The following is a 17,051-nucleotide window of genomic DNA, read 5'->3' as shown; positions in this document are numbered from 1 at the left end:
GTGCCCGCCCGCGCGAGTCAAGGAGGACCACCGATGACACTCCCCGTACACCGCGGTCGCGGTGCGCACCCCGGATGGGACCCCTTCCGGGAGTTCGAAGAACTCCGCACGCGGATGGACCTGCTCATGCGCTCTACCTTCCCCGCCCCCGGCGGCGGCTTCCCCGGGGCCGGGCCGGAGGACGCCTGGGCACCGGCGGCCGACATCGAGGAGACGGCGGACGCCTACGTCCTGGAACTGGAGCTTCCCGGCGTGGACAAGGACCGCATCACCGTCGAGGTCGACGGCGGCGAACTCGGCGTCCACGGCGAGGTCGAGGAGAGGGAACGCACCGGTGTGATGCGGCGGCGCACCCGGCGCGTGGGGCGGTTCGACTACCGCACCGCCCTGCCGCCGAACGCCGACACGGAGCGCGTCGGCGCGGAACTCGCGGACGGCGTCCTCACCGTACGCGTACCGAAGGCCGAGGGCACCAGGCCCCAGCGCATCGAGATCACCGGCTGAGAAGGACGGTCTGCCCGCGCCGCCCCGCACCGGTGCGCGCGGGCCGGCCCCATGGGACCGGGGCGGAGTCACCGGCGTCCCCGGTCTCACCGGGCACTGCCCCTAGGCTTGCGCCGGAAGGCATGACACCCCCCGCCGGGTGTTCGCCGACTCGGGCAGGAGGACGACCTTGGACAGCGCGCGGACTTCCCCGTCCCGGCGCGGAGTGCTGGTACTGGGCGCCGGGACGGTGCTCGGGGCCGCTCTGCCGCCGGGCGGCACCGCCCACGCCTCGGTGCGGGACGGGACCGGGGCCCGGCTGAGGGAACTGGAGGAGCGCTACGCCGCCCGGCTGGGCGTCTACGCCCACGACACGGCCACCGGCCGGACCGTGCGGTACCGCGCCGACGAACGGTTCCCCCTCTGCTCGGTCTTCAAGACCCTGGCCGTCGCGGCCGTCCTGCGCGACCTCGACCGGGACGGGGAGTTCCTGGGCCGGAACATCCGCTACACCGAGCGGGACGTCACAGAGGCGGGCCACGCGCCCGTCACCGGCGAGCCGGGCCACCTCGCCGCGGGCATGACGGCCGGGGCGCTGTGCTCGGCCGCGATCCGCCACAGCGACAACGCCGCCGCGAACCTCCTCCTCGCGGAACTGGGCGGTCCGTCCGCCGTCACCCGGTTCTGCCGCTCGATCGGGGACGGCACGACCCGGCTCGACCGCCGGGAACCGGAGCTGAACTCCGCCGAGCCGTGGCGGACGACGGACACCACCAGCCCGGAAGCCGTCGGGCGGAGCTACGCGAGGCTGCTGCTCGGCACCGCCCTGGGACGCGGGGACCGGGCGCTGCTGACCGGCTGGCTGCTGGCCAACACCACCGGCGACGAGAAGCTCAGGGCTGGCCTGCCCGCCGACTGGGCCGTCGCGGAGAAGACGGGCAGCGGCGGCTACGGCACCGGACACGACGTGGGTGTCGCCTGGCCCCCGGGGAGGGCCCCCCTCGTCCTGGCGGTCCTGACGAGCGGGACCGAGCCGGACGCGGTCGCCGACAGCGCGCTGATCGCCGGGACGGCCACGCTGCTGGCCCGCACGCTCACCTGACCGCGGGGGCGCCGCGCGGGGCGGTGTCCGCCCGGGGCGCGGCCGTCCGGCGAGTGCCCGCCCGGCGCGGCGCCGCCCGGTGCCCTGCGCCGGCGCCCCTCAGGACCCCCGCCGGGCCCGCAGGATCAGGCGCTCGGCGTTCTCGTCGTAGGGGCGGGCGTCGAAACCGCCGAGGATCTCCACCCGTGCGAAGCCCGCCTCCTCGGCCATCGCGCGCAGTTCCACCGCGCTGTACACGTACCAGACCAGCGTGGCCCGCGTGACGTGGTCGCCGCGGACCAGGACCCAGTCGCTGCGCAGCCGGGCCCAGTCGTCCAGGACGGTGTCGGTCTGCACCATGAGGTCGTCGCCGCGCCGCACCACCTTGGGCGGGGTGACCCTGCGGGCGAGGAGTTCCTTGCCTGCCAGGTCGAGGACGAGCGTGCCGCCGGGGGCGAGACAGTCGTGCATGGTGCGCAGCACCCGGGCGTTGTCGGCGGGGTCCTCGAAGTAGCCGAAGGACGTGAAGAGGTTGAGGACGACGTCGAAGCGGCCCGGCGCCGTGTACTCCCGGGCGTCGGCCCGTACGTGGGTGACCGGGGCGCCGGCGTCGGCCGAGCGCTCGCGGGCCCGGTCCAGCATCGCCGGGCTCAGGTCCACGCCCGTCACCGTGTGGCCGCGGCGGGCGAGGGGCACGGTGAAGAGGCCGGGGCCGCAGCACAGGTCCAGGACGCGGGAGCCGGGGGCGAAGGCCAGCAGCGGTGAGCTGTCGAGGAGTTCGTCGGCGTGCCGCTCGCGCTCGCCGGAGAACAGGAAGTCGTGGAACGCGGTCCAGAAGTCATCGTCCTGGAACCCGCCCGTCCGTGTCATGAGTGCGCGACGCCCTTTCGGTGGTGGGGGTGGTGGCCGGCGTGGTGGTCGTGGTGGGCCGGGGCTCGGGTGCGGGCCGGGTCGTGCCGCGGTCGCGGAACACCAGCAGTACGGGGGGCAGCAGCAGGCACTGGGCGGCGGCGATCAGCCAGAACCCGCCGGTGTGGCCGCTGTGTTCGGCGAGGCCGTAGAGCTGTCCGCCCACCAGGCCGCTCGCGCAGGCGCCGAGCCCGGCGGCGAGCCGCTGCCGGCCGAAGACCACGGCGTCCGGGCGGGTGCTGCGGCGCAGCGCCTCCAGGTCGTTCTTGAGGAACAGCAGGATGTCGCCGAGGGTGATCAGCGCCCCGCCCGCCAGCAGCGCCGCCCGGGTGCCGGCGGCCAGGACGGCCATCCCGGCCCCGAGCAGGAGGAATCCGGCGGTGAGGGCCGTCCCGTACGGCATGCGGCGGATGCGGTCGGCCGCGAGCGGCTGGACGACGATGACCAGGGCGAAGCAGAGCAGCAGGACCAGGCTGTAGAACTCGCTGGAGGCCCGCTCGACGGCGTACACCGCCAGGTAGTGCTGGAAGTGGAAGTAGAGGTGGAAGGCGAGGGCGTTGGCGGCGAAGGGCAGGACCGCCACCCCGGCGAGCAGGCCCCGGCCGGTCTCCGCCGGGGCCGGCCGGGCGGCGGCGGGGGGTTCGGGGAGCCGGGTGTGGCCCGCGGTGACCAGGACGAACAGGGCGGTGACGGCGAGGAAGAGCCAGCCGGGCCGGGACAGCACGAAGGGCCCGGCGATCAACGGGCCCACGGCCATGCCCGCGTTGAGCGCGGCGTTGCCCGCGGAGAGGAAGGCCGGGCGGCGGTCGTCGTCGACGCCGTGCACCAGGTACGCCTTGTTGGCGGGCAGGTAGAGGGCCGCGCCGCAGCAGGTGAGGATGAGCGCGGCGACCGCGAGGGGCGGCCAGAGCAGGGTCAGCAGCAGGCCGACGAAGCCGGCGGTGCGCACGGCCAGCGCCCACAGCATCGTGCGGCGCAGCCCGATCCGCTCGGCGACGGCCCCGCCGACGACGCCGCCGGAGAACTGGACGAGGGAGGCGAGGGCGAGCACGACGCCGACCGTGCCGAGCCCCATGCCGAGCCGTTCGTGCAGGAACACCGACATGAACGGCAGCACCATGAAGCTGCCGAGCGGGATCAGGAACGAGCTGAGCAGCAGGAAGCGCAGCGGTCCGTCGAGGGTGCCGAGCGCGGTCCGCAACCGCACGCCGTCCGTGCCGCGGTCAGCCACCGGACGCCTGCCGGGGGGCCGGGCCGGTGTCGGGGAAGGGTTCGGTGAGGACGCGGACGGCGTTGGCCGCGGCCACGGCGTGGTGGGTGGCGAGTTCGGCGGTCTCGCCCTCGGCGTAGAGGATGCCGGCGTAACCGCGGCTGTCGTCGAGGTGCTCGACCCGGTCCCCGGCGGACTTGACCGGGTACCAGGCGGGGGAGCCCGGCAGGTCCGCCAGCCGTTCCGTGCCGGCGACCCCGGTGAGGACGCCGGGCGCGGCCGGGTAGCCGAGGACGAAGGCGACGGCGGGGCCGCCCGGCGGGTCGGCGTCCATCAGGCGGGGGCGGCGGCCGAGGGCGGCCTCGACCATCGCCTCGTACACGTTGACGCCGAGGGAGCGGCACAGGCCCTCGCCGACCAGGGCGCCTCCGATGCGGGGGTTGATCTCCACCACCTCGGGTCCGCCGGTGGTCATCACGAACTCCACGTGGGCGAAGCGGTCGGTGTAGCCGAGGACGGCGAGCATCCGGCCGAGCCACTCCTCGAGCGCGGCCCGCCGGGGTTCGGGGAAGGCCACGGGGAAGGCGGTGATCTCCTCCCGGAAGCGCGGTTCGGGGGACATCAGACGGCTGGAGACGCCCAGCAGGCGGGTGGTCCCGGCCCAGGTGAGGGTCTCGGCGCTGTAGACGGGGCCGGGGAAGTAGGGCTCGGCGAAGAGCCGTCCCTTCAGCGTCCGCCCGGCCGACGCGGCGAGGGCGGCGTCGAGTTCGGCCTCGTCGCGGACGAGCCAGACGTTCTGGCTGCCGGTGCCGGCCGTGTCCTTCAGGATCGCGGGCAGGCCGGTCTCCTCGACCAGCAGTTCGCGCAGCCCGGGTCCGCCGGCGAGGGGTTCGACGGCCCGGCCGCGGCTCAGCCCGGCCCTGTGCAGCAGGTCGCGGACGGCCGCCTTGTCCCGGGTCAGCCGCAGTACGGCGGGGTCGAGACCGGGCAGGCCGAGGCGGGTGGTGAGTTCCGCGCCGGCCAGGGTCCAGGTGTCGGTGGAACTGATCAGCCCGCGCGGGTCCGGGACGCGGCGCAGGACGTCCGTCATCCCCTCCACGTCGAAGGTGTCGGTCTCGACGACGTCCAGGGCGTCCGCGTCCAGCCGGCCCAACTCGTAGGCGTAGCAGGCCGGGTCGCGGGTGAGCAGCACGAGCCGTTCGCCGAGGCGGTCCGCGGCGCGGACCAGGTGGCCGAGTCCGAAGGTGAGGGATTCCAGGCAGACGACGCTCACGCGGCCGGCTCCTTCCACCGGGGCGGGCAGGCGGCCCGCCGCCAGGGCATCGTCGACCAGGGCATCGTCATCTCCTCGGGGGTGGTGACCTCGGCGGGTTTGAGCGCCGCCGGGTCGAGGGCCTGGGCGTGCCGGGCGAAGACCCGGTCCACGTAGCGGTGTCCGGTGTCGGCGCCGATCACCAGGTGCAGCCGGTCGGGGTGGCAGCGGGCCTCGTGGGTTGCCGCCAGGTAGCCGGCGCCGGTGGACAGCCCCGCGAAGACGGCGTGTTCGCGCAGCAGGGCGACCGAGCCGGACATGGCGTGGGTGAAGTCGAGCCAGTGCAGGGTGTCGTAGAGGTGGTGGCGGACGTTGTCGAAGACGATCGACGAGCCGATCCCGGCGATGATCGCCTCGGGGTCGTGGTGGTCCTGGCTGCCGAAGGTGATGCTGCCGAAGGGCTGCACGCCGACCAGCCGGACCGAGGGGTCGCTCGCGCGCAGGCGGTCGACGAGGCCGCCGGTCGAGGCGCCGGAGCCGACGCCGCCGACGACGGTGAGGGCGCGGCCGGGGAAGGCGGCGGCGATCCGGTCGGCGACCTCGTGGTAGCCGAGGCAGTGGACGTCGTCGTGGTACTGGCGCATCCAGTGCCAGTCGGGGTGTTCGGCGAGGAGTTCCCTCACCCGCCGTACCCGCCGCTTCTGGTCGAGTTCGAGGTCGCGGGACGGGGCGACCTGCTCGACAGTGGCGCCGAGGATCTCCAACTGGGCCCGGGTGGTGGCGTCGACGGTGGTGGACGCCACGATGTGGCAACGCGTGCCGTACCGGTGGCAGGCGAGCGCGAGGGCGTACGCGTAGATGCCGCTGGAACTGTCGATCAGGGTCTGTCCCGGGCGGACGGTGCCCCGCTCCAGCAGCCGGCGGACGGCGGCCAGGGCCGAGTAGACCTTCATGGACTCGAACCGGAGCAGGACCAGGCCGTCGGTGAGCCGGACCAGGTCGGGGACCTTCAGGGCGTCGGCGATGTGGGGGTGGATCACCCGTAGCCTCCTGGGACGAATGAGCACTGGTGGCCGAGCGAGCGGAAGAACGCGCGGAGGTCGCGTGCCAGGGCGGCGTCGGGCCGGCGGCGGAAGAGATAGCCGACCAGGGAACCGGTGTGGGCGACGAAGACGCCGTCGGCGCCGAACCGCTCCCGCCGCTCCAGCAGCGGGGCGAACGTCGCCTTGGGCAGGACGCGTTGGGACAGCGCGGCGCTGGTGGTGGCGGCGCGGGCGACGGCGGCGGGGTCGCCGGAGGCGAAGCCCTTCAGCAGGTCGGCCAGGCACTGTTCGTACTCCGGGCCGTGCCGCCGGTAGTGGGCGAGGAGCAGGCCGGTGACGGCGGCGGTGTCCACCGTGCCGGGCTCGGTGAGGTAGGCGGTGTGGAAGCCGATGCCGGTGCCCAGGCGCCGCACCACCCGGTGGCGGCCGCTCAGGTGGAGCGCGAACTCGTCGAGGAACACGCTGTCGGAGCGCTCGATCCGCGCGAGGACGCGGACCACGACGTCGTCGTCGTACGGCAGGCCGAAGAGCCGGAACAGACAGCGCAGCGTCGCCACGATGTCGGCGGTCGAACTGGCCATGCCCACCCCGACCCGCAGTTCGGAGCGGGTGCTCCAGCGGCCCGGCGGCAGGGTGCGGCCGTAGTGCTCCAGGAAGAGCCGCGCCGCGGTCGCCGAGCGTTCCCCGAGGGGCGAGGGGCCCGGGGGGACGGTACCGGGGGTGAAGGTGGTCCACGTGCGCAGGCCGACCGGGAAGGACACCAGCGCGATGTCCGGGTCGGGGCCCGCGCGCAGGGGACCCTGGTACAGCTCGCCGAGGGTGCCGTGGCAGACGCCGACGACCCCGGTGCCCGGCGGCGGTGCCGGTGCCGCCTCGTGCCCGGCGGGCGTCAGCACGGCCCGTCCCGCTCGCCCCGCGCGGGGGGTGCCCCGTCGCGCCCGGCGCGGACTCGCGTGATCACGGACGGCTCCTCCTGTCGGTTCCTGACCCCGCACCGACCGGGAGGAGACGCGGCCCCGCGAAGACGCCGCCGCCGTCCGTACCGCCAACCCAGTCCACGAGGTCGCCGCACCCACCCGTGCCGGTGGCACGGGCGCAGTGGCAGGTCTTCGGACTCGTGGGCGCGCGCCGGCCGCGGCGTCCACCGCGCGCCGGCATTCCTGGCCGGCGGACCGGTGCGCCCGGACGGCGTCCGTTCCCACTCACCGCTGCGGGACAGTCCCGGAATCGCACCGGGTTCCCTCTTGCGTCACGCCGCCGCTCCGCCGTGGCGGGCGGCCGGCGCGAACCGACTGCGTCACTCAGGGTAGGAGGCGCCGTGACGCTGCGACAGGGGGTGTCCGCGGGTTGTCCTGATGTGAGGGGTAGGAGCGGTGGCGGGAGGGGGGAGGAGGGGCGTCCGACCAGATCAGGCGCTCCCTCTGGCTGGAAGGGGGCTCAACGCGACCGTTCTCCTGGGCCACACTGGTGCACCGCAACCTCGTCCGCGCCAACCCATCGGTGACCAGTGCCGGGAGGCCACGGCATGCTTCCAGACGCGACGCCCGAAGCGGGCGGCACGACCACCCCGCCGACCCGCGGCCGGGGGGCCGCCGAGCGCGTCACGCTCCGCGCCGACCTGCGGGCCGCGGTGCCCGACGCGAGCGCGGCGGTGCTGGTCACGGCGGCGGTCTTCGCGTTCTTCTGGGCGCGGATGGAGGCGGGCACCTCGTCCACCGTCGCGGTCATGCCGTTCATGGACGACGCCCGCACCTACTGGATGTACCTGCTCAGCCAGGCGTTCGGCTGGTCGGGGCTGCTGTGGGCGTGGGGCACGGTCATGCTCGGCCTGCTGCTGTCGGGGCCGCGCCCCGCCCGGCTGCCGGTCTCGCGGCAGGTCCTGGAGCGCTGGCACCGCACCACCAGCCTGACCACGATGGCCCTGATGTTCGCGCACGCCCTGATGTTCGCGGCCGAACTGGTCCGCTACGAGGCCGGGCTGGGATGGGCCGCCCGTCTGTGGGCCGGGTTCGCGGACAGTTTCGTCCCCGGCTGGTACGACTCCGGCACCGGCCGGGTCGCCATCCCCATCGGCCAGGGCGCCCTCTACCTGGCGATCCCCCTCGGCCTGCTCTTCTACGTCCGGCACCGCATCGGCCCCAACACCTGGCGCCGGCTGCACCGGTTCGTCATCGTCGTCTACGTGCTCAGCGTGTGGCACACCCTCCTGTACGGCACCAACGTCTGGTACGGCGAATGGCCGCGCACCGTGCTGTGGCTGCTGCAACTGCCCGTCGCCGTCCTGCTGTCGGTGCGGCTGCTGCGGCCGGCCAGGCGAGGCGAGCGGCTCGGGTCCCCGGTCCGGCGCGGGGACGGCTCCCTGCCGGGCTGGGTCCTGCGCGCCGCGGGCCGGGCCGCCGCCGCGGCGGTCGTGATCGGCATCCTCGCCGTGGTCCTCTCCGGCCACGACGGCGGCCGGGACCGCACCGTGGACGCCCCGGCGACCGCCCCGCACGCCCCCGAGACGGAATGACCCGGCCGGAGAACTTGGTGTAGCCCACCGCCTGGAAGGCGGCCATCTCCTCGTGGCGGGCCTGGACGAACTTCGGCTGGTTGTCCGCCCGTCCCCAGGCCGCCAGCAGCCCGGTGATGCCGTCCCCGGCGTAGGCGAAGACGTGGTCGACGTCCCAGTCGCGCAGTCGTCGCAGGACGTAGTCGGACACCTTCGTGCCGGTCATGGCGGCTCCCTGTCTGGTCCGGTCGGGTCCTGCGGACTCGGCGGGCGGCCCCGGTGCCCCGGGACGGGTCGGTCACGGGGCCGGGCGGCAGGACAGTGTCGGGGTAACCGCGTGCGGCCGGGGAAAACGTCCCGGCCCGGTCAGTGGGGGCCGGTGTGCCAGGGGGCGTCGGGGCGGGTGGGCCGGGGGGTCGCGGTGAGACGCAGGGCGTGGACCGGCGCGGAGGTGCCGGGGACGGGGCCCAGGTAGTGGTGGCCGGTCATGTGGCACCAGGCGGGCAGGTCGAGCGGGGCGGCCGGGTCGGTGGTGACGACGTGGACGACGGTGCCGGGCGGCGCGCCGTCGATCTCCGCGCGCAGCCGCAGCAGCAGCGTGACGCAGAGCAGTCCCGTGCCGTCGACGGTGATGCCGGGGGCCGCCGCCGACGGGTCCCCGGGCAGCGGCGGCGTCATCGGCGGTACGCGGTCACGGCCACGGCCGGCAGCAGGGCGAGGGAGAGGACCCCTCCGGTGAGCGCGAGGACCGGGTAGCCGGCGGCGGCGACCACCAGGCCGGACGCCATGCCACCGGTCGCCCCGGCGAGGGCGATGGAGACGTCGACCAGGCCCTGCGTCTTGGCGCGGGTGGCCAGCGGCACCGCGTCCGTGATGATCGCGGTGCCGGAGACCAGGCCGAGGTTCCAGCCGAGCCCCAGCAGCGCCAGGGCGAGCGCGAGCAGGGGCACCGAGCCGCCCGGCGCCAGGGCGGCGAGGACTCCGGAGGCGAGCAGGGTGACCCCGGAGGCACCGGCGACGGTGAGACGGCCGAAGCGGTCGACGAGCCGGCCGGTCAGCGGGGAGGGCAGGTACATCGCGCCGATGTGGAGGGCGATGACCAGGCCGGAGGCGGTGGTGCCGTGGCCGTGGTCGTGCATGTGGACCGGTGTCATCGTCATGACGGCGACCATGACGAGCTGGGTCAGCACCATGACCAGCGTGCCGAGCACGACGCCCCCGCGACCCTCCTCCGCGGCGGTGGCCGTGCCGGGGTCGGCCGGGTCGGCCGTGGTCCTCGCCCGCTCGGCGAGGGCGCGGGCCAGCAGCAGCGGGTCGGGGCGCAGCCGGCGCAAGAGGACGAGGGCGGCCAGCGCGTAGGCGGCGCCGGAGAGGAGGAAGGGCCCGGCCAGGCCCGGGATGCCGAGGCGTTCGGCGAGGGCGCCCGTGGGCGCGGCGAGGTTGGGGCCGGCGACGCCGCCGAGGGTGGTGGCGACCAGCACGGTGGAGACGGCGCGGGCGCGGTGCCCGGGGGCGGCGAGGTCGGCCCCGGCGTAGCGGGCCTGGAGGTTGGTCGCGGTGCCGGCGCCGTAGACGAAGAGGGCGACGAAGAGCAGGACCGGGGCGTCCAGCACGGCGGCGGTGATGACGCCGGCCGAGCCGACGGCGCCGGTGAGGTACCCGGCGGCGAGGCCGGGGCGGCGGCCCCGGGCCTGCGAGAGCCGGCCGACGGCGATGGCGGTCAGCGCCGACCCGGCGGTGAACAGGGCGCTGGGCAGCCCGGCCAGGCTGGTGGAGCCGAGCATGTCCTGGGCGAGGAGTGCGCCGACGGTGACGCCAGCGGCGAGTCCCGCGCCGCTGAGGACCTGGGAGGCGACCAGGACGCGCAGGACGCGGCGTTGGGCCTGCTCGGCGTCGGGTATGGGGGCGGTGGCCGGGTCGGCGGGTGCGGTACTCGTCATGCTCTCTTCCGGACGGGTCTGGCCGTGCGCCGGGCGGCGGGGGAGCGGTGCGGCGGACCGCGGGCACGGCCGGGGCGGGTTCTGCGGGCGTCGTACGGCCCCGGGCGTCCGGGGCGCGGGGCGGGCACGCGGGCGTGTGATCAGGGGGTGGTGGCGGGGGCGCCGCCGGGTGTTCGGTACCGGGCGGAGGGCGACGGGCTTGGTAACCGGCTCGGTGACCACAGGGGACGGACCCCGGCCCCGGCATGCCGCCCGATGGGCAGGGCGCCGGGGTCGGCCGGCGGCGCCGTGCGCCGGTCTCCGAGGACTCCGGGCCACCCCGTGTGCCGGGTCCGGGCGTCGGCTGGTCCGCCCGTGCGCGGGCCCCCGGGGTCCGCGGGGTCCGCGGGCGGGTCCGGGGCCGCGTCGGTCATGTCGCGGCCGGGGCGTCGACGGGCAGGTCGGACAGGCGCCACTCCAGCATGCCGTCGTGCAGGCGGACGGCCCGGCGCCCCCGGTCGGCGAGCAGCCGCACGGCGTCGTACGCCAGGACGCAGTACGCGCCGCGGCAGTAGACGACGACCTCCAGGTCCTCGGGGAGTTCGCCGATCCGGTCGGCCAGTTCCGCGAGGGGGATGGAGACGGCGCCGGGGATGTGTCCGGCCCGGTACTCCGCGTCCGGCCGCACGTCGAGGACGACCGCCTCCCCGGCCGCGACCCGGGCCCGCAGTTCCCCGGGGCTCAGCGCGGCCGGGCCGCCCTCGCCGAGGTAGGCGTCGCGGGCGGGCGGCACGGCCGGCTGGTGGGCCTCGGCGACCTTGCGCAGCAGCGCGAACAGCCGGGCCACGTCGTCGTCGGCGAGCCGGTAGTGGATGCGGACGCCCTCGCGGCGGGTGGTGACGAAACCGGCCTGCTTGAGGATCTGCAGATGCGCCGAGGCGGTGGTCAGGTTGAGCCCGGCCGCCTTCGCCAGCGCGTCCACGGTGCGCTCGCCCTGGGCCAGCACGTCCAGCAGCTCCAGACGCTTCCCGCTGGCCAACGCCTTCCCGCTGGCCGCGAACGCGTCGTAGAGCCGCGCCCTCGACGCGGTCCTCGTCTCCTCCGGCACGTCATCCTCCATAGATCCATGGATTACTGTAGGCCAGGCTCCGGGGCGTGACCAGCCCCTCACCCCCCGGGCGGCCGGGGAGCGCCGGGGCGCGCGGCGGCGCGGGCGGGCCGCGGCGTACGTACCGGAGGTGGCGGCCCTCGCCGCGGTGCCCGCCGGGGCAGGCCCGGGGGCCGGGCCGATCCGGCCGAGCCGACGGGCGGGGCGAACTCGCCGACCCGTTCGCCTCCGCCCCGCTCGCAGCGCGCCTCCGCTTCGCTCGCAGTCCGCCTCCGCTCCGCTTGCGCCGCCCGGAATACCGGGTTTCGGTGGAGGGAATCCTTCGGTGGCTTTGGGAGCTGCGATGTCGCTGTCCTCCATGGGCTTCGGTCCGTCCGACCCGTTCGGTGAGTTGCTGGGCCGGTTCTTCGGCATGTCACCGGGGTCCTCGCCGCCGGCGGTGCAGCGGGTGCCGGTGGGGCGGCTGCTGTCGCAGTCCTCGCGGGAACTGCTGCGGCTGGCGGCCGAGCGGGCGGCCGGGGACGGGGCCACCGACCTGGACACGGAGCACCTGCTCTGGGCGGCGACCCGGGTGGAGCCCTCCCGGGGGCTGCTGGCGCAGGCCGGGGTGGACCCGGACGGGCTGGCCACGCGGGTGGCCGAGGTGCTGCCCCGGGAGTCGGCCGAACCGTCGGCCGAGCCGGGGCTGACCCCGGCGGCGAAGCGGACCCTGGCGGAGGCGTACGCGCGCTCGCAGGCCGCGGGGGCCTCGTACATCGGGCCGGAACACCTGCTGGGCGCCCTGGTGGAGGACGGGCAGACCGGGGCGGCGCGGCTGCTCACGGCACAGGGCGAGGACGTGAACCGGCTGGAAGGGCTGACCGGCGCGCCCCAGCGGGGGCCCGGCCGCGACCAGGCCGGCGAACGCGGCGAGGCGGCGACGACGCTGGAGGAGTTCGGCCGGGACCTGACGGCCGAGGCGCGGGCCGGCCGGCTCGACCCGGTGGTCGGCCGGGCGGAGGAGATCGAGCAGACGGTCGAGATCCTGTCCCGGCGCTCCAAGAACAACCCGGTCCTGATCGGCGAACCCGGCGTCGGCAAGACGGCGATCGTGGAGGGTCTGGCGCAGCGCGTCGTCGCCGGCGAGGTCCCGGACACCCTGAAGGACCGCCGGGTGATCGCGCTGGACCTGTCCGCGATGGTGGCAGGCGCCCAGTACCGGGGCCAGTTCGAGGAGCGGCTGAAGAAGGTCATCGAGGAGGTCCGGCGGGCCCGCGGCGAGATCATGCTCTTCATCGACGAACTGCACACCGTCGTCGGCGCCGGGGCCACCGGCGAGGGCGCGATGGACGCGGGCAACATGCTCAAACCGGCCCTCGCCCGGGGCGAGTTGCGCGTCGTCGGCGCGACCACCATCGACGAGTACCGCAGGTACGTCGAGAAGGACGCGGCCCTGGAACGCCGCTTCCAGCCGGTGATGGTGCCGGAGCCGTCGGTCGAGGAGACGGTGCAGATCCTGGAGGGGCTGCGGGACGCCTACGAGGCCCACCACCAGGTGCGGTTCGCCGACGGGGCGCTGGCCGCGGCGGCGGAGCTGTCCGACCGGTACGTCAGCGACCGCTTCCTGCCCGACAAGGCCATCGACGTGATGGACCAGGCGGGCGCGCGGGTGCGCCTGCGCAGCGCCGGCCGGTCCACCGAGGTCGTCGGCCGCGAGGACCGGATCGCCCGGCTGCGGCGGGAGCAGGAGGCCGCGGTGGCCGCCGAGGACTACGGCGAGGCGGCCCGGCTGAAGCAGGAGATCGCCGAGGTGGAGGGCGAACTGGCCGGCATCGAGGAGCGCCGCGAGGGCGTCGTGTCGGTGACCGCGGCCGACATCGCCGACGTGATCTCACGGCGGACGGGCATCCCCGTCTCCCAGTTGACCGCCAGTGAGAAGGAGCGGCTGCTGCGGCTGGAGGAGGAGATGCACTCCCGGATCGTGGGCCAGGACGAGGCCGTGTCCGCGGTGTCGCGGGCCGTGCGCCGCAGCCGCGCCGGGATGGGCGACCCGGACCGCCCGGTGGGCTCGTTCCTCTTCCTCGGCCCCACCGGGGTCGGCAAGACCGAGCTGGCCAAGACCCTCGCCGAGCTGCTGTTCGGGGACGAGGACCGCATGGTCCGCTTCGACATGAGCGAGTTCCAGGAGAAGCACACGGTGGCCCGCCTGGTCGGGGCGCCACCCGGGTACGTCGGGTACGAGGAGGCCGGGCAGCTCACCGAGAAGGTGCGCCGGCAGCCGTACAGCGTGGTCCTCTTCGACGAGATCGAGAAGGCCCACCCGGACGTCTTCAACACGCTGCTGCAGATCCTCGACGACGGCCGCCTGACCGACGGACAGGGCCGCACCGTCGACTTCCGGCACTGCGTGGTCGTCATGACGTCGAACATCGGCGCGCACCGCATCCTCGACCGGCACGGCGACGTCTCCGACCTCGGGGACACGCTGATGCGGGAGTTGCGGGACCGGTTCCCGCCGGAGTTTCTCAACCGCATCGACGACATCATCGTCTTCCACGGGCTGACCGAGGCCGACCTCGGCCGGATCGTCGACCACCTCCTCGCCCACAGCGAGCGCCGCGTCCACGCCCAGGGCCTCACCCTGGAGGTCACCGACGCCGCGCGCCGGCTGCTGGCCGCCCACGGCCATCAGCCGGAGTTCGGTGCCCGCCCGCTGCGCCGGACCATCCAGACCGAGCTGGACAACCGCGTCGCCGACCTCCTCCTGGCCGGCGAGGCCGACCCCGGCGACACCATCGTCGCCGACGTCCTCGACGACTCCCTCCACTGCACCGTCAGGAAGGGCACGGCACCGGACGAGGACGCCTCCGCGGCGTAGCGCACCGGTCCGTCCCGCATCCGACGAGCCCCACCGACCCCCCCCGGGAGCGACCATGACCGGTGATCCGGAACCGATCGGCGCCGAGGCCCGCCGGGCGCTCGAGAAGGAGCTGGCCCGCCTCACGGCCGAGCGCGACACGGTGGCGGCGACCCTCGCCGGCGCCGACAACACGGGCGACGCGGCCGACCAGGCCGACGAACTCCAGCGCGCCGACACCCTGCAACGGCTCGACAACCGCATCCGGGACCTCGACGTGCGGCTGCGCCAGGCCGCCGACGCGGGGCCGCCGTCCGAGACGGTGATCGGCGTCGGCACGACCGTCACGGTGCGCTTCGGCGACGGCGCCGAACAGACCGTGCACATCGGCGAGGTCGCCGACGCGCTCGACCAGAACCTCGTCACCTCCGACAGCCCCCTCGGCCGTGCCCTGCTCGGCCACCACGCAGGGGACGAGGTCGCCTACGACGCCCCGGACGGCCACACGACCGCCAGGATCGTGTCGCTGGGCTGAGCCCGCCTGGTGAGCACCTGACCGGCTGACCGGCCCGGTGCCCACCAGACCGGTCGCAGGCCGGTCAGGTGCCCAGGAGGGCGCGCATGCCCGCGAGTTCCTCGTCGTCGGTGTCGCGGCGGACCCGCTGCCCGCACGAGGTCACGAGCCGTGCGAAGTCGACGGCCGCGGCGGTGACGCGGTCGGCCAGCGCGGAGCCCGCCGAGGCCGTCCCGAAGTCCTCGGTGGCGGCGTACACGCCGCGCGGGGAGACGATGGCGTGCAGGTAGGAGAACATCGGCCGCAGGGCGTGCTCCAGGACCAGGGAGTGCCGTTCGGTGCCGCCGGTGGCGGCGATGAGGACCGGCATGTCCGACAGGGTCTCCTCGGGCAGCACGTCGAAGAAGGACTTGAACAGCCCGCTGAAGGACGCGTTGAAGGCCGGGGTCACGGCGATCACCGCGTCCGCCGCGCCGAGCGTCTCGAAGGCATCCTCCAGGGGCTCGGAGGGGAAGCCGGCGAGCATCGCGTCCATGATGTCGTGGCCCAGCGGCCGCAGTTCCAGCACCGTGGCCTCCACCGGGACGCCGGCCGACTCCAGTTCCGCGCGCACGGCGGCGTCCAGCCGGTCGGCGAGCAGGCGGGTCGAGGACGGCCGGCGCAGACCGCTGCTGAGCGTGACCAGGTTCGTCATGGCGAGGTCAGTCCTTCGGGTCGGAGTCCGGTCCTGCCGTGCCGCGCACCCCGGGGGCGCTCCGCTCCCGCAGCAGCGCGTGCGTCGGCGCGGGCGGTACGTCGGCGGGCCTGCCGACCGCGAACTCCTCACGGAGCACGGGGACGACCTCCTCGCCGAGCAGGTCGAGCTGTTCCAGGACGGTCTTCAGCGGCAGCCCGGCGTGGTCGATCAGGAAGAGCTGGCGCTGGTAGTCGCCGGCGTACTCCCGGAAGCCCAGGGTGCGTTCGACGACCTGCGCCGGGGAGCCGACCGTCAGGGGCGTGAGCGCGCTGAAGTCCTCCAGCGACGGCCCGTGCCCGTACACCGGCGCGTTGTCGAAGTACGGGCGGAACTCGTTCACCGCGTCCTGGCTGTTGTGCCGCATGAAGACCTGCCCGCCGAGACCCACGACGGCCTGCCGGGCGCTGCCGTGCCCGTAGTGCTCGAAGCGCTGCCGGTACAGCTCCACCAGGCGCTGGGTGTGGGAGGCGGGCCAGAAGATGTGGTTGGCGAAGAATCCGTCCCCGAAGTGGGCCGCCAGTTCGGCGACCGCCGGGGTGCGGATGGAGGCGTGCCACACGAAGGGCGGGATGTCGTCCAACGGGCGCGGGGCGAGCGTGAACCCCTGGAGCGGGCTCCTGAACGTCCCCTCCCAGTCGACGACCTCCTCGCGCCACAGCCTGCGCAGCAGCCCGTAGTTCTCGACGGTCAGCGGCATCGCCTGGCGGATGTCCTGCCCGAACCACGGGTAGACGGGGCCGGTGTTGCCGCGGCCCAGCATCAGGTCGGCGCGTCCGCCCGACAGGTGCTGGAGCACCGAGAAGTCCTCCGCGATCTTCACCGGGTCGTTGGTGGTGATCAGCGTCGTGGAGGTGGACAGCACGAGCCGCTCGGTCAGCGCGGCGATGTGGCCGAGCAGGGTGGTCGGCGAGGACGGGACGAACGGCGGGTTGTGGTGCTCGCCGGTGGCGAAGACGTCCAGGCCGACCTCCTCGGCCTTCCGCGCGATGGCCACGGTGTCCGAGATGCGCCGCGCCTCGCTGGGCGTGGTGCCCGTGGTGGGATCGGTGGTCACGTCACCGACGGTGAACACGCCGAACTGCATTGCGGGTGCCGTGCTGGATGCCATGAGGGGTCTCTCCCGATCGCACGAGCGACCGCGCCGCCCGCTCCGTCCGGACGCCGCGCTTCCTCCCCCGGGCGCCCTCCCCGTCGATGTCGTCCCGGTGGTGCCGCCCCCCGGCCACCGTCCCGCGCCGGGTGCGGTCCCGCAACCGCGCGGGCACGGGGCCGGGCGGGCGGCGGGAGACCGCTCGGGCCGCGTACGGCACGGTGCCCGACCAGGGCGTTCCCTCTCGGATCGAGACTTTCCGCCGACGGCACTAGCCTGGCCGAAGAGGGAGATTCGGGGCATGCCGCCCCTGCCGGGGCACGTGCACCGGCCCCTCGTCCCAGTCCTGGTCACAGCACCGGTAGTCGACGCGACGCGG

General features: G+C 74.9%; 15 protein-coding genes, 1 pseudogene and 1 riboswitch. Of the genes and pseudogenes, 5 read left to right on the top strand and 11 right to left on the bottom strand.

Translation table 11 applies throughout. The annotated features are described in order from the left end of the window. The first annotated feature begins 33 nt into the window (after positions 1 to 33). Positions 34 to 504 carry an Hsp20/alpha crystallin family protein gene (locus tag VM636_RS06370; protein WP_030421449.1) on the top strand — a complete coding sequence of 157 codons (471 nt, stop codon included), beginning with the start codon at positions 34 to 36 and terminating at the stop codon, positions 502 to 504. 169 nt (positions 505 to 673) lie between these two features. Further along, entirely contained in the window at positions 674 to 1,585 is a 912-nt protein-coding gene (bla, locus tag VM636_RS06365) for a class A beta-lactamase (protein WP_338483773.1), read from the top strand. A 99-nt stretch (positions 1,586 to 1,684) separates the two neighbouring features. On the opposite strand, the gene VM636_RS06360 is transcribed toward bla, so the two are convergent. From VM636_RS06360 to VM636_RS06340, 5 genes are read right to left on the bottom strand one after another with little or no spacing between them, the layout of a single operon-like run. Then, positions 1,685 to 2,434 (bottom strand): class I SAM-dependent methyltransferase, encoded by a 750-nt coding sequence (locus VM636_RS06360; RefSeq protein ID WP_030421440.1) that lies wholly within the window; start codon positions 2,432 to 2,434, stop codon positions 1,685 to 1,687. Next, on the bottom strand, positions 2,403 to 3,704 hold the full coding sequence (locus VM636_RS06355) for an MFS transporter (RefSeq protein ID WP_037858653.1): 1,302 nt from the start codon (positions 3,702 to 3,704) through the stop codon (positions 2,403 to 2,405). The genes VM636_RS06360 and VM636_RS06355 overlap by 32 nt, the downstream gene beginning before the upstream one ends. Beyond that, the gene (locus tag VM636_RS06350) at positions 3,697 to 4,956 is read right to left on the bottom strand and encodes an ATP-grasp domain-containing protein (RefSeq protein WP_338483771.1); all 1,260 of its coding nucleotides are present in this window, start codon (positions 4,954 to 4,956) and stop codon (positions 3,697 to 3,699) included. The genes VM636_RS06355 and VM636_RS06350 overlap by 8 nt, the downstream gene beginning before the upstream one ends. After that, a complete protein-coding gene (locus VM636_RS06345; protein WP_338483769.1) occupies positions 4,953 to 5,975 on the bottom strand; it encodes a cysteine synthase family protein in 1,023 nt (340 codons plus the stop codon). The genes VM636_RS06350 and VM636_RS06345 overlap by 4 nt, the downstream gene beginning before the upstream one ends. Further along, positions 5,972 to 6,874 carry a hypothetical protein gene (locus tag VM636_RS06340; protein WP_338483766.1) on the bottom strand — a complete coding sequence of 301 codons (903 nt, stop codon included), beginning with the start codon at positions 6,872 to 6,874 and terminating at the stop codon, positions 5,972 to 5,974. The genes VM636_RS06345 and VM636_RS06340 overlap by 4 nt, the downstream gene beginning before the upstream one ends. Positions 6,875 to 7,081: 207 nt before the next feature. Next, positions 7,082 to 7,224, bottom strand: a riboswitch (cobalamin riboswitch). A gap of 279 nt (positions 7,225 to 7,503) precedes the next feature. Here VM636_RS06340 and VM636_RS06335 point away from each other — a divergent pair. Further along, positions 7,504 to 8,490, top strand: coding sequence for a ferric reductase-like transmembrane domain-containing protein (locus VM636_RS06335; RefSeq protein ID WP_030421435.1), 987 nt, complete (start codon positions 7,504 to 7,506; stop codon positions 8,488 to 8,490). Here the strand turns inward: VM636_RS06335 and VM636_RS06330 are convergent. From VM636_RS06330 to VM636_RS06315, 4 genes and pseudogenes are all read right to left on the bottom strand, one after another. Further along, positions 8,489 to 8,695 (bottom strand): annotated as a pseudogene (locus VM636_RS06330) (thiamine pyrophosphate-binding protein); the annotation flags it as partial. The gene VM636_RS06335 and the pseudogene VM636_RS06330 sit on opposite strands and share 2 nt — an antisense overlap. A gap of 140 nt (positions 8,696 to 8,835) precedes the next feature. Continuing rightward, complete coding sequence (locus tag VM636_RS06325; protein WP_053914732.1) at positions 8,836 to 9,147, bottom strand: sulfurtransferase TusA family protein; 312 nt, start codon at positions 9,145 to 9,147, stop codon at positions 8,836 to 8,838. Further along, positions 9,144 to 10,409 (bottom strand): MFS transporter, encoded by a 1,266-nt coding sequence (locus tag VM636_RS06320; protein ID WP_030421433.1) that lies wholly within the window; start codon positions 10,407 to 10,409, stop codon positions 9,144 to 9,146. The genes VM636_RS06325 and VM636_RS06320 overlap by 4 nt, the downstream gene beginning before the upstream one ends. A 409-nt stretch (positions 10,410 to 10,818) precedes the next feature. Then, positions 10,819 to 11,508: a metalloregulator ArsR/SmtB family transcription factor gene (locus VM636_RS06315; protein WP_338483761.1), complete on the bottom strand. Its 690-nt coding sequence runs from the start codon at positions 11,506 to 11,508 to the stop codon at positions 10,819 to 10,821. Between the two features lie 331 nt (positions 11,509 to 11,839). On the opposite strand from VM636_RS06315, the gene VM636_RS06310 reads away from it, so the two are divergent. Together VM636_RS06310 and VM636_RS06305 are read left to right on the top strand one after the other, a co-directional pair. Further along, on the top strand, positions 11,840 to 14,353 hold the full coding sequence (locus tag VM636_RS06310; protein WP_030421431.1) for an ATP-dependent Clp protease ATP-binding subunit: 2,514 nt from the start codon (positions 11,840 to 11,842) through the stop codon (positions 14,351 to 14,353). Between the two features lie 55 nt (positions 14,354 to 14,408). Continuing rightward, a complete protein-coding gene (locus tag VM636_RS06305) occupies positions 14,409 to 14,867 on the top strand; it encodes a GreA/GreB family elongation factor (RefSeq protein ID WP_030421430.1) in 459 nt (152 codons plus the stop codon). Positions 14,868 to 14,931: 64 nt separating this feature from the next. On the opposite strand, the gene VM636_RS06300 is transcribed toward VM636_RS06305, so the two are convergent. After that, positions 14,932 to 15,540 carry a CE1759 family FMN reductase gene (locus VM636_RS06300; RefSeq protein ID WP_037858650.1) on the bottom strand — a complete coding sequence of 203 codons (609 nt, stop codon included), beginning with the start codon at positions 15,538 to 15,540 and terminating at the stop codon, positions 14,932 to 14,934. A 7-nt stretch (positions 15,541 to 15,547) separates the two neighbouring features. After that, entirely contained in the window at positions 15,548 to 16,666 is a 1,119-nt protein-coding gene (locus tag VM636_RS06295; protein WP_051821429.1) for a CE1758 family FMN-dependent luciferase-like monooxygenase, read from the bottom strand. Between the last annotated feature and the right edge of the window lie 385 nt (positions 16,667 to 17,051).

Source organism: Streptomyces sp. SCSIO 75703, from assembly GCF_036607905.1.
Taxonomy (GTDB): Bacteria; Actinomycetota; Actinomycetes; order Streptomycetales; family Streptomycetaceae; genus Streptomyces.
The sequence above is the reverse complement of the archived record's forward strand: the minus strand, read 5'-3'. Positions and strand labels throughout refer to the sequence as shown.